Origin of the sequence: Lysinibacillus cavernae (genome assembly GCF_009724685.1) — a bacterium.
Lineage (GTDB): Bacteria > Bacillota > Bacilli > Bacillales_A > Planococcaceae > Lysinibacillus > Lysinibacillus cavernae.
The window spans coordinates 534,648-546,796 of sequence record NZ_WMEF01000001.1 but is presented as its reverse complement, the minus strand read 5'-3'; the positions used below and the strand labels follow the sequence as shown (position 1 = coordinate 546,796).

The following is a 12,149-nucleotide window of genomic DNA, read 5'->3' as shown; positions in this document are numbered from 1 at the left end:
TTCCTAGTGCATTGTATACTTCATCGGCTTTAACCACCCACACTCATTATCTTGTTTATTGAAAGCAATAAATCGTTCGCTCATTTTTGCAAGCATTTGAAATAGATCTAAATCTAGCATTCGGGAACCTTCACAATAAACACAAATTTTACGATCGACCAAATATATAGCCATTTTGCCTTTTATCGGATGTTCTAAAAATAAAGCATTGCGAGCTCTTTCTAAATGTGCATATTTGGAATCAAGTTGATGCTCCAACATCGCTGCAATTTCATCAAAACGAACGGATTCACATATATATGCAAGTTCTTTTAAGGATTTCTCATTGGCGTCTTCACAGCCTTGCATCATTTCTAACAATTTACGCTCTCTGCCAAAAATAAACGTTAAATGCTCTTCTTTTATCTTATATATGGAATAGGTTCTCACCAGAAATCCTCCTTCGCTCAGCTTCTTTTCCATAAGTATAGCTCATCCCATCTTGTTAATTTGTCAAACGAAGGAGGGATCTATCTTCTATTTTTGTCGAAAAAATTCTAGTTTCGGTTCTAAAAATGACTTTATGGCAGATGTTATTTTCCTACTAAAAGAGAACAAACATTTTCCAGAAACAAGAAAAAGCAACACATCGACCTCTACATAAACCCTCATTTGCTGCTGCTTAGAAGGATCTCAGCCTCAAGACCTAGTACAAAATCAATTTCGAGTCCGTTTTAGACAATCCCGTAAATAGGTAACATAAAGATACAAACGAAAGGAGCTAAAACAAATGAAAAAATTTCTTTTATTAACTGGAGGCGTCATCGCAGCATGTGTTGCACTTGCCTTAATCGGTCCACTGGCAGGCTTACTGTTCTCTGGATTATTTGTAGCACTTGGCATGCACTTCTACATTGCAAGCAAATCTACATTCGGTAAAATTTTCTGGGCTACCGTTGGTCTAATCGGCGTCCTATCAGCAGTGTCAAACATTCCAGCAATGGTCGGTCTTGCAGCAATCGCTGTTGTCTATGTCATCTATAAAAAATGGAATGGCGAAAATGTAAAAATCCCTACAGTTGAAGGAAAAAAAGAAGAAGATCCGTTTACAAACTTCGAAAAAGAATGGTCAAATTTAACAAAATAAAAGGAGCGAATTTAAATGAATTTATTTCAACGTTTTAGATATACAGTAGAGGCAGACTTACATCAATTATTTGATAAAAAGGAACAAAAAAATCCGATTGCGATGTTAAATCAATACATTCGCGAGGCTGAAAAACAAACTGAACAAACAGGTAAATTATTAGAGCGACAAGGGCAATTACAAGAAAAGCTAGAGCAAGAATATAAAGAAAATGCAGAATTACTAGCTAAACGTGAATCTCAACTAAAGCTAGCAACAACTAGTAATGAGCAGGATTTAATTGATTTCGCTACGGATGAAGTATCAGCTTACACAGCTCGTAACCATACATTGCAAGCAAGTATTGAAGCAAGTACACGTGAATACTTCGAGCTAGAGCGTAAATTCGAAACAATGAAACATAAAATTAAAGATATGAAAGTACGTCAATTACAGCTGATGGGGAAAGAAAATGTAACACGTGCCCACCACCAAATGGACGGGATGATTGCCAAAAACAATAAAACAAACTTTGAAGATTTAGAATCCTATATCGATAAATTGGCTTATCAAATTGATAAAGATCATGAGATTACAACGTTTGAAGCAAGACTGGCAGAATTAGAAAAAAAAGCAGTAGAAGATAGCTCACCACTGCTAATTGAAAATAAATAACATGGTATAATGAAAGCAATGCGCCAACTTTATAAGGCGCATTCTTTCACGTTATAAAATAGAGGGACCCATTCCCTCTCTTATACTATTAGTAGAAGGAAGGGTGACCCTCTTGCAAAATTTCACAACAAACAAGCTCACATTTTGGGTACTATGCTTCTTTTTACTCGTTTTTGTGGAGCTTACAATTTTTAATAATGGCGGCGCCTTCTGTTTATTGATTGGGGCAGTACTTCTTTATTTAAGCTTTTCCAAGAAAGTTCGTTTTTTTAAATGGACGGGAATTTTCTTCATTGCGATCGCGCTATTCACTATGTGGAGCTTACGTTTATTCGTTGTGATCATGCTCTTATATATGCTTTATCAATACTTACAACGAGAAAACGAACCGAAAATAGTGGGTGCAGAGCTTTTTGAAAAACTCCCTGCGACGAAAAATGACTTAATTGGCACAATGCCAGCGCCTACGGAAGCGTATAAATGGCAAGATGTGCAAATTCAACGTCTTGCAGGGGATATTACAATTGATACGACGCAAACGATCTTACCTGCTGGCACTAGTCTCATTACGATTCGACAAGGTATCGGCAAAGTTCAAATCTGTCTTCCTTATGAAATACCTTTTCGTTTACACTATACAACGCTTTTTGGTGAGCTTAACTGCTTACATCTAGGGCCACAACGAATATTAAATGAAAGTGTTAGCTTCTCCGATGGCAACCCTGAGGATGCAAAACGCATTTTGATTATTCATGTTGCAACATGGCTTGGAGATTTGGAGGTGCTACGAAAATGATTGCCTTTATTTCAAGGGTATTTACCTTATTTTTCATTTTAATGAGTGCTGCGTTCGGTCTACTTGTGGCGGTATGGGGAAATCCAGATGAAAAAACATGGGAACCTTTATGGCAACAAACTTACGATAATATTCCTCTAGGTGGAATCATCGTTGTCAGCCTATTTGCTCTCAGCTTTCTGTTTGCAAGCTGGATCAGCATGACTGCTCGTGCGAGAGAAGCTCAGGCAACGCGCATTGTAAAGCAATTAATTGAGCCTGATTTTGTCCTTTCCAAAAAGCAATCTCTTCCAAAGCCATTAAAAAAGGCGATCGTCCAAACAAGTGAATTAATCGATACACAGCGTAAAAGTTTACAGCGGTTGTCCAATGAACGTGCGGAGGCCCATGATAAAATTATTCAGGAGCGTATTATTGCTGAACGCCAACGTCTAGCCAGAGAATTACATGATTCAGTGTCACAGCAATTGTTTGCAGCCTCAATGTTGCTCTCTGCTTTAACTGAAAATGACGAAAATGCCAATAGCCTAAAACAAGTAGAAAAAATTGTTCAGCAGGCACAGTTAGAGATGCGTGCATTACTACTACACTTACGACCTGTTGCTTTACACAATAAAACACTGGCACAAGGCTTAGAGGAATTAATTATTGAGCTTCAGCAAAAAGTATATTTCCATATTGAATATGAGCTTGAGGAAATGGCATTAACGAAAGCTGAAGAAGATCATCTATTCCGTATTGCACAGGAAGCCCTCTCCAATACACTCCGTCATGCTAAAGCAAGCGAGGTGGAATTGTTGCTTGTTGCACGGGACGACTTAGCCATTTTACGAATTCAAGATAATGGTTTAGGGTTTGATGTGGAGGCAGATAAATCAACTTCATACGGCTTACAAAATATAGCTGAACGGGCAGTTGAGATTGGCTGCACATATAAAATTGTGTCAGTGCCTGGAGAAGGAACGATTGTGGAGGTTAAAATTCCACTACATAAGGAGGAGGTCAATGACGATGATACAAGTGCTCATAGTGGATGATCATGAAATGGTGCGGATTGGCGTTTCAGCGTACCTAACAGCACAGCAAGATATTACAGTTGTAGGCGAGGCTGAAAACGGTAAAGAGGCTGTTGAAAAAGCACTTTCTTTACGTCCAGATATTATCTTAATGGACAATGTAATGCCGATTATGACAGGTGCTGAGGCAACAGCAGAAATTTTAGCAGCATGGCCTGAGGCAAAGATCATGATGGTAACGAGTTTTTTAGATGATGACAAAGTCTACCCTGCTTTAGAGGCAGGTGCAGTGAGCTATATTTTAAAAACATCCAATGCCAAACAAATTGCCGATGCCATTCGTAAAACAATAGGTGGCGAAACCGTGTTAGAGCCAGAGGTCACATCAAAAATGATGCATCGTATGCGCCATGGCAATAGTACACCACTTTACGAGCAACTCACTGACCGTGAAATGGAAGTATTGTTGTTGATGGCGCAGGGCAAAGCCAATCAGGAAATTGCCGATGATCTGTTCATCGCCTTAAAAACGGTGAAAACACATGTTAGCAATATTTTAGCGAAGCTAGAAGTTCAAGATCGTACACAAGCAGTTGTCTACGCATTTCAGAACGGTCTTGCTAAATAACTCCTACATAAAAAACTGCATGTGATTATGCAGTTTTTTCACATTTTAGAGATAGTTTATCAAGTCATTCACACAATCAACTATGTAGGTAGGATTTTCATTTTCTAACTCATTTAATGATCCATAACCATATGTCACACCAATAGCGTCAATTTGATTATCACGAGCCCCTACCATATCGTATTTTCGATCACCAATCATGATAAATTGCTCTCTTGGATAAGTGGAAAAATACTGTAGCACGTCTAAAATAATCTCACTCTTAGCAGAACGTGAACCATCTAAATGGCTGCCTACTACAAGATTGAAAAACGGCTCAAGCTGGAAATATTTTAAAATTTCTTCACCAAATACAGTTGGCTTTGATGTCACAATGGCTAATAGGTATCCCTGTTGCTTTAACTTAGACAATCATTGTTTCTGGTAGCTCTTTGGTTCTCTGGCATTATTGTCGATGAGTTAGGTATAGGTGGTAGTTCAAAGAGCTCCATGCTTTTCATTGGTATATTTGTCACTCAATGCTTCACTTTATGGATTGCTACTATGAAAAATTATAAAAAAGTACCGCAACGCTCAGCCGATGTTTACGTACGCTGAGTGTTGCGGTATTTAAATGCAAATTATTATAGTGCTTTCACTTTAGCTACTACATTTTCTACAGTGAATCCGTATTTTTCCATTACTAATTCACCTGGTGCTGATGCGCCGAATTTGTCAATTGCAAGAACGTCACCATCAAAGCCAGTATATTTATGCCAGCCGAATGATGCACCCATTTCAATCGCAAGACGTTTTGTTACAGCTTTTGGTAGAACAGATTCTTTGTAAGCTGCGTCTTGTTTTTCAAAGCGATCCATAGATGGCATTGACACTACTGCTACATCCACACCGTCTGCTTTTAATGCTTTTTGTGCTTCAATCGCAAGTGAAACCTCCGAGCCTGTTGCAAGTAAAATAGCATCTGCTACTTCTTTTGTAGCAGGAGAAACTGTATAAGCACCCTTCGTAACACCTTCACGTACCGTTTCAATAGAAGCGTCAAGAACAGGTAGGTTTTGACGAGATAATACTAAAACTGTTGGTGTTTTTTGTGATGCTACTGCAAGCTCCCAAGCAACTGCCGATTCATTTGCATCTGCTGGACGAATAACAGATAAGTTTGGCATTGCACGTAATGACGCAAGGTGCTCGATTGGTTCATGTGTCGGACCATCTTCCCCTACAGCAATAGAGTCATGTGTAAATACATACGTTACAGGAAGACCCATTAATGCAGAAAGACGAACAGCTGGACGTACATAGTCAGAGAATACGAAGAACGTACCACCAAATACATTTAAACCACCGTGAAGAGCCATACCGTTCATAGCCGCGCCCATTGCAAATTCACGAACACCAAACCAGATATTGCGACCTGCATAATTTTCTGCCGAAAAGTCCCCTGCCCCCTTCATTGTTGTTTTGTTTGAGCCTGCAAGGTCAGCAGACCCACCAAAGAATGAAGGTGTTTTCTTCGCAATAGCATTAATCGCATCACCTGAAGAAGAACGAGTCGCTACAGATTTACCTGCTTCATATACAGGTAATTCAGAAGCAAAGTCCTCTGGTAATTCACCATTCATAGCCTTTTCAAATTGTGCAGCTAATTCTGGGAATTCTTGTTTATAGGCTACAAATTTAGTATTCCAAGCTTCCTCTGATTGTGCTCCTTGTACTTCTGCAGCAGCATTAAATGTATCGTATACTTCAGCAGGAATTTGGAATGGTTCGTGTGCCCACTCATAGGCAGCTTTCGTTAATACAACTTCATCTGTACCAAGTGGCGCACCGTGTGAATCTGCTTTACCAGATTTATTTGGAGAACCGAAACCAATCACTGTTTTCACTTCAATTAAAGTTGGTTTGCCAGTTGATTTTTTCGCCTCTTCAATAGCTTTATTGACTTCCTCTACATCTGTGCCGTCTGCTACTTTTAAATAGTTCCAGCCATAAGATTCAAAACGTTTTTGCACGTTTTCGGAGAATGACTTTTCTAAGTCACCATCTAAAGAGATATCATTAGAATCGTAAAGTACGATTAATTTTTCAAGTTTTAAGTGACCTGCTAATGAAATAGCCTCAGCCGCTACACCTTCCATTAAGTCACCATCACCACATAGTGCAAATGTATAATGGTCAACGATGTCATGACCTGGTTTATTGTAAGTAGCTGCTAAATGACGCTCAGCCATTGCCATACCTACAGTCATGGCAATCCCTTGTCCAAGAGGACCAGTCGTTGCCTCTACACCTACTGTATGACCATATTCAGGATGTCCTGGTGTTAATGAATCCCATTGGCGGAAGTTTTGAATTTCTTCCATTGGTAAACCATAGCCCCCAAGATGAAGTAAGCTGTATAGAAGCATGGAACCATGACCAGCTGATAATACAAAACGATCACGGTTATACCATTTTGGGTTTGCTGGATTATGGCGTAATTGTTTTGTCCATAGCGTATAAGCCATTGGCGCTGCCCCCATTGGTAAACCTGGGTGACCAGAATTTGCTTTTTCAATCGCATCGATTGACAAAGTTCGGATAGCATTAATTGCTAATAGATCCGCGTGTTGAGTCATTATATTGTGACATCCTTTCTCGTCCTATATATTGTTCTTCTACAGTTTAGTCAACATTGCTTTAGAAAACAATGCTTTTGTTATACTATTTGCGTTTTATTACATACTTTATTAAATTGTGTCACATTAATTTAGAAATTTATTTTTTTTCGCTTGTCTTACCTTTTCTGGTGTTACATCATTACCTTCTGTATCCACCACTTTTACGTTTTCAATCGTATCACGCATTGTTGCTCTGAACGTATCTAAGTACTCCTTACGAAGCGCTGTTCGCTCCTTTGCCTCTGCATCTGTTAATTGTCCATTTTTTGCTTTAGCAGAAAGTTCATTAATTCGGTTAATTTTTTCTTTTGATAACATGATTACACACCTTTCAGTACCTAGCTTAATTACTTCAGTATGCAAAGTATAGCACGGTTTCCCTTAAAATGCAGTTATACCAACCCTTAATAACACTTCTTGGACATAATTTACATGACTTACAGATGTTAAGGGTGTATAAATAATAATAAAAGGAAAAAATTATATATATTGGAGGAAATAATGTGAACATCACAACACAGCGATTACTGATCCGAACATTTGAAGCACAAGATGTGAAAGCCATTTATAGTTATATGTCAGATAAAAATGTAATGCACTATATGCCTGAAGGTGTTTTAAATGAAGCGCAGGTACAAAAATTTATTACAGAAAATAGCGGGGAACAAGCCAAACATTACGCAATAGTTTTACGTGATCAACAACAAGTTATCGGTCATATGGTTTTCCACCGATACTTTGGCGAACACACCTATGAAGTAGGATGGGTATTAAATCCTACTTACCATAATCATGGATTTGCATCTGAAGCTGCTCATGCTGTAATAGACTATGGATTTACTAAAATGAAGCTTCATAGAATAATAGCAACATGTCAGCCAGAAAATATTGCTTCATTTAGGGTCATGGAAAAGATAGGAATGCGACGTGAAGGATTCTTTAAAAAATGCATACCACATCGAGATGCTTGGTGGGATGAGTACTATTACGCCGTATTACAAGAAGAATGGAACAAATCTACATGACATCACCGTGTTATATGATTGTTAGAAAAGAATTATATTACAGGATAAATGTATACTGCTTTGGATAAAACGGAGGGACAAACCTGACGAATATGATCAAAATTTCATAAAAAAAAACTAGGGATATCCCACAGTCAATCTATTGTATTGAAAACGATAAGAACGATCCACCCCTTTAATTAGCTTTTAAAATCACTAAATAGTCGAATTGACGAGGTGTTTATCTATGACTAAGTTTCATCCTGAATACATGATCACCATGAAAGATTTCGTTAAAGAACACTCGATTTTATTACGACAACAAACCCAAGAGGTTACGATACCTGTGACTAAAGAGGACAGACATACATTATTCGCGATGCTACAATATTTAAAAAACAGTCAAGATCCAAATCTAGCAACAAAATATAAGCTTCGACCTGGGAGTGGACTATCTGCTAACCAAATCGGTGTAGATAGACGAATGTTTGCTGTCCTTTTTAATGGCACCGAATTAATGTTCATTAACCCTAAGATTATGAGTCATTCACTAAATATGATTTATTTACCTGAAGGAGAAGCTTGTCTGTCTGTTAATCGACCTGTCCATGGTTTTGTACCGAGATATGAGCGAATTAAGGTCAAAGCTTATGACATTGAAGGACAAGAGTTTATTGTACAGTTACAAGGCTATGGTGCAATCGTTGTGCAACATGAAATCGATCATTTAAATGGTATTATGTTTTATGACAGAATAAACAAAGAAAACCCTTTTAAACTACCAACAAACATTATAATTGAAAGCCTTTCTTCATTTCAGTAGCATTTTTTACTGATGAGGTATTCAATGAAAAAAGATTAGCAGACGTATTATTTGCCTGCTAATCTTTCTTGGTGCTCTTGGAATCGACGATGCACAGTCGCTTTACTTACTTCAAAGCCTAACCCTCTAAGCGTTATAGAAATTTCCTCAAAAGTAAATCCACGTTTTCGTAGCTTCACAATTTCTTCGACGGGTAGTTCCTTCCGCTCCTGTCCATGTGGATTACCCCGATTCGATAAATTATTTTCAGGACGATAGCCATTTTCTACAGCACGGCGCATACCTCGACGTATTTTAGCATTATGGATTCTACGCTGATACTCCTCTACAATTGCTAAAATCTCAAGCAGCATTGTATCCATTTCATTTAGTTGAACTGGTCCAGCATCACGCATTGAAAAAACATCTGTTGCTGATTTTTGCAATAAATGCAACACCGCCATCCTTGCGTTCCCACGTCCTAAACGTGTTTCATCCTGTACAAAAAGAGCATTAATCCCCTTTTCTTTAATGAAATCCAGCATTTCTAGTAGGCCATGGCGTTCTACATCATAGCCGCTATGCTTATCCTTAAAAACACCTTTCACCTCATAGCCTTGCTCTCTAGCGTAGCGCAGTAACTCTTCCTGCTGGCGCTCTAATGAGGAGCTTTGTGTTTCTTTTTCAGTACTTACACGGCAATAGACAACAGCCGACAATTGATTATTTATCATTATTCATTTCTCGCAATTTCGATAGTATTGATGGGATTGGCTTGATCATTCACTACAGGAATGACCAAAGATTTTCCTGCCACGATTTTAATATCCGCTAATTCATTTTCTGTTTTAACAAGCTTAATCCAATCATCTGTATTCATTTTACCACGGTATTGTTCTGCTAACGACCACAAGCTATCTCCATGTTCGATTTGAATTTCTGCGTAATTAACATCTCCCGGATCAGTTATGTAAAGGTATCCTGCAAATAGCAGACAAGCTCCTAATAAAATTGAGATATGTGTATTTTTCTTTAACCAAGTCATCATCGTTACCCCTTTTCTAGAATGTTTGTTCGGAATGTATGTTCTCATAATAAAGCGAACAAATGTTTTTGTCAAACACTTTTCGAACCTATGTTTGCATACGTGTTCGCATTCTGCTATACTATCAAATAAGAAGAATGATATTAGAAAAAAGAGGTGAGCAATCATGAAAAAAGTTTCGAAAAGGCAAGAGGACATTTTAGCTTTCATTAAGGAAGAGGTGCGTGCTAAGGGATATCCACCATCTGTGCGTGAAATTGGCGAAGCCGTTGGACTTGCTTCAAGTTCAACTGTTCATGGTCATTTAGCTCGACTAGAGCAAAAAGGCTTTATTCGTCGAGATCCAACAAAGCCACGTGCCATTGAAATTCTAGAACCTGAGGAATCTATTCAAAAGCAAAAAGTCATTCATGTGCCACTTGTAGGGAAGGTTACAGCCGGTTCTCCTATTACAGCTATTGAAAACATTGAAGAATATTTCCCACTTCCAGATACGTATGGTACAAGTGAAGATCAGTTATTCATGTTAGAGATTATGGGTGAATCTATGATTGAAGCGGGAATTTTAGATGGCGATTTAGTTATTGTGAAGCAAAAGGCAACAGCAAATAACGGAGATATTGTTGTGGCAATGACAGCAGAGGATGAAGCCACAGTCAAACGTTTCTTCAAGGAAAAAAACCATTTCCGTTTACAACCTGAAAATTCATCAATGGAACCTATTATCGTCGATCAAGTTTCCATTTTAGGACAAGTTGTAGGGCTTTATCGTCGTGTGCATTAATGAGTAAATTAGGTTTTGAGGATTATGTGTTCCTTTTAAGAGCATGTATCCTCTTTTTTACGCAAAAAAAAGAATCCTTACGATTGGATTCTTTGTATGACGCCCATTCTATGCTTCCTTATTAAATTTTAAACAAGCTTCAACAAATGCTGAAAAAAGTTTTTGTGCATGCTCATCTCCTGCTATGGCTAGTTCCTCAGGGTGCCACTGAACAGCCAAGCAAAATGGTAGTTCCTCATGAACCACCGCTTCGATAATACCATCACTTGATTTTGCTGCCACTTTTAATTTCTCAGCTAATACATTCACTGCCTGATGATGAAACGAATTTACAGCAACTTTCTCTTGTTCTAAGATAGTTGCTAATAAATTATCAGCAATAATCTGTACATAATGGGTAGCTACAGCTCGATCTGATTGCTGCACATGTTTGAGCAGCTTGGTACTATAATGGTCACTATCAATGTCCTGATACAAAGTACCACCTAATGCAACATTTAACATTTGAATACCACGACAAATACCAAAAATAGGCATTTTACGAATGAAAGCTGCTTCAATTAACGCTAACTCAACTGTATCTCTCGCTGGATGAATTCTCCCTAGTTTAGGTGAAGGCTCTGCCCCAAATAAAAAGGGATGAACATCATAGCCCCCCGATAACAACAAGCCGTCTGTAAGGGCAAGAATTTGGGTAGCATCCGCCTCAACGCCTAGCGGGATTATCAGTGGGATCCCACCTGCCTCAATGATACTTTTGCTGTAAGCAGCATTTAAACGAGAGGACAAATCATCCTCCACAAAAGCTGTAATGCCAATAATTGGTTTCACTTGATTCCCTCCACATACTTGAAGATTCAACATTTACCAAAAGCCTACATACCAATTGATTAATGAATCACCATAGAAATAAACAATGACAGCGGCTAATGCAATAGACGGCCCAAAAGGAATGGGTGTTTTTCTCCCCTGCTTGTTCTTAGTTAGCACGACAAGCCCGACAATCATGCCAATGATTGCAGCTAAAAATAACGTTAACAGTGTATGAATTGTACCAAGAACGAATCCAATTAAAAAGAATAATTTAATATCGCCTCCACCCATACCACCGTTCGATATCACAGCAATAATATATAATATGCCGAAACCGACAATTGCACCGACAAGACAGTCCCACCAGGGTGTTAATGGTGACAATACTCGTCCAATAACGAGAAAGGGTAAAAAGAATAAAAGCACCTTATCTGGAATCAACATATAGGCCAAATCCGAAACGATAATAATGACTAACAAGGAGATAAAAAATAGCGCTACTATCCATTCTATGCTCCAACCTAGCTGCCAATAAGCAAAGGCAAATAAAAATCCTGTTGATAATTCGATTACTGGATAAATCCAAGCTATTTTATTGCCACAACTCCGACATTTACCTCCCAAAAACACATAAGATAAGACTGGCACTAAATCCAGCGCCGTCAGTTGCCTCTGACACTTAGTACAATGTGAAGGAGGATGTACAATCGACTCCTTTTGTGGCACACGTAAGCCTACCACATTAAAAAATGAGCCAAAGACAAGCCCAAATAAAAATATGAAGATTGTATAAGCCATTTCCAATTTATTTTCCTCCTAAA

General features: G+C 38.3%; 16 protein-coding genes. 8 read left to right on the top strand and 8 right to left on the bottom strand.

Annotation, left to right across the window (positions count from 1 at the left end; genetic code table 11):
- Window positions 1-3: 3 nt before the first annotated feature.
- On the bottom strand, window positions 4-462 hold the full coding sequence (gene sirA, locus GJU32_RS02670; protein ID WP_196426561.1) for a sporulation inhibitor of replication protein SirA: 459 nt from the start codon (window positions 460-462) through the stop codon (window positions 4-6).
- A gap of 307 nt (window positions 463-769) precedes the next feature.
- Here sirA and GJU32_RS02665 point away from each other — a divergent pair, with 307 nt between their 5' ends.
- From GJU32_RS02665 to GJU32_RS02645, 5 genes are all read left to right on the top strand, one after another.
- Window positions 770-1,126: a lmo0954 family membrane protein gene (locus GJU32_RS02665; protein ID WP_155590387.1), complete on the top strand. Its 357-nt coding sequence runs from the start codon at window positions 770-772 to the stop codon at window positions 1,124-1,126.
- Window positions 1,127-1,141: 15 nt separating this feature from the next.
- Window positions 1,142-1,780, top strand: coding sequence for a PspA/IM30 family protein (locus tag GJU32_RS02660; protein ID WP_155590386.1), 639 nt, complete (start codon window positions 1,142-1,144; stop codon window positions 1,778-1,780).
- A gap of 112 nt (window positions 1,781-1,892) precedes the next feature.
- Window positions 1,893-2,576, top strand: a complete 684-nt coding sequence (gene liaF / locus GJU32_RS02655) for a cell wall-active antibiotics response protein LiaF (protein WP_155590385.1) — start codon at window positions 1,893-1,895, stop codon at window positions 2,574-2,576.
- A complete protein-coding gene (locus GJU32_RS02650; protein ID WP_155590384.1) occupies window positions 2,573-3,613 on the top strand; it encodes a sensor histidine kinase in 1,041 nt (346 codons plus the stop codon). The genes liaF and GJU32_RS02650 overlap by 4 nt, the downstream gene beginning before the upstream one ends.
- Window positions 3,588-4,220 carry a response regulator transcription factor gene (locus GJU32_RS02645; RefSeq protein ID WP_155590708.1) on the top strand — a complete coding sequence of 211 codons (633 nt, stop codon included), beginning with the start codon at window positions 3,588-3,590 and terminating at the stop codon, window positions 4,218-4,220. Before GJU32_RS02650 ends, GJU32_RS02645 begins: the two co-directional genes overlap by 26 nt.
- 45 nt (window positions 4,221-4,265) lie before the next feature.
- On the opposite strand, the gene GJU32_RS02640 is transcribed toward GJU32_RS02645, so the two are convergent.
- From GJU32_RS02640 to GJU32_RS02630, 3 genes are all read right to left on the bottom strand, one after another.
- Window positions 4,266-4,631: an HAD hydrolase-like protein gene (locus GJU32_RS02640; protein ID WP_155590383.1), complete on the bottom strand. Its 366-nt coding sequence runs from the start codon at window positions 4,629-4,631 to the stop codon at window positions 4,266-4,268.
- Between the two features lie 212 nt (window positions 4,632-4,843).
- A complete protein-coding gene (tkt, locus tag GJU32_RS02635) occupies window positions 4,844-6,838 on the bottom strand; it encodes a transketolase (RefSeq protein WP_155590382.1) in 1,995 nt (664 codons plus the stop codon).
- A 126-nt stretch (window positions 6,839-6,964) separates the two neighbouring features.
- Entirely contained in the window at window positions 6,965-7,198 is a 234-nt protein-coding gene (locus GJU32_RS02630) for a DUF896 domain-containing protein (protein ID WP_155590381.1), read from the bottom strand.
- 185 nt (window positions 7,199-7,383) lie between these two features.
- Between GJU32_RS02630 and GJU32_RS02625 the strand changes: the two genes are divergently transcribed.
- Both GJU32_RS02625 and def read left to right on the top strand, forming a co-directional pair.
- A complete protein-coding gene (locus tag GJU32_RS02625; RefSeq protein ID WP_155590380.1) occupies window positions 7,384-7,905 on the top strand; it encodes a GNAT family N-acetyltransferase in 522 nt (173 codons plus the stop codon).
- 226 nt (window positions 7,906-8,131) lie between these two features.
- Entirely contained in the window at window positions 8,132-8,707 is a 576-nt protein-coding gene (def, locus tag GJU32_RS02620; protein ID WP_155590379.1) for a peptide deformylase, read from the top strand.
- A 47-nt stretch (window positions 8,708-8,754) separates the two neighbouring features.
- On the opposite strand, the gene GJU32_RS02615 is transcribed toward def, so the two are convergent.
- On the bottom strand, window positions 8,755-9,420 hold the full coding sequence (locus GJU32_RS02615; protein WP_155590378.1) for a YneB family resolvase-like protein: 666 nt from the start codon (window positions 9,418-9,420) through the stop codon (window positions 8,755-8,757).
- A complete protein-coding gene (gene yneA, locus GJU32_RS02610; RefSeq protein WP_230874906.1) occupies window positions 9,420-9,779 on the bottom strand; it encodes a cell division suppressor protein YneA in 360 nt (119 codons plus the stop codon). The genes GJU32_RS02615 and yneA overlap by 1 nt, the downstream gene beginning before the upstream one ends.
- Before the next feature lie 118 nt (window positions 9,780-9,897).
- Between yneA and lexA the strand changes: the two genes are divergently transcribed.
- A complete protein-coding gene (gene lexA / locus GJU32_RS02605) occupies window positions 9,898-10,515 on the top strand; it encodes a transcriptional repressor LexA (protein ID WP_155590376.1) in 618 nt (205 codons plus the stop codon).
- Window positions 10,516-10,623: 108 nt separating this feature from the next.
- Here lexA and GJU32_RS02600 read toward each other — a convergent pair whose 3' ends face one another.
- Together GJU32_RS02600 and GJU32_RS02595 are read right to left on the bottom strand one after the other, a co-directional pair.
- Window positions 10,624-11,346 (bottom strand): gamma-glutamyl-gamma-aminobutyrate hydrolase family protein, encoded by a 723-nt coding sequence (locus tag GJU32_RS02600; RefSeq protein WP_155590375.1) that lies wholly within the window; start codon window positions 11,344-11,346, stop codon window positions 10,624-10,626.
- A 33-nt stretch (window positions 11,347-11,379) separates the two neighbouring features.
- A complete protein-coding gene (locus GJU32_RS02595; RefSeq protein WP_155590374.1) occupies window positions 11,380-12,132 on the bottom strand; it encodes a prepilin peptidase in 753 nt (250 codons plus the stop codon).
- Window positions 12,133-12,149: the final 17 nt, after the last annotated feature.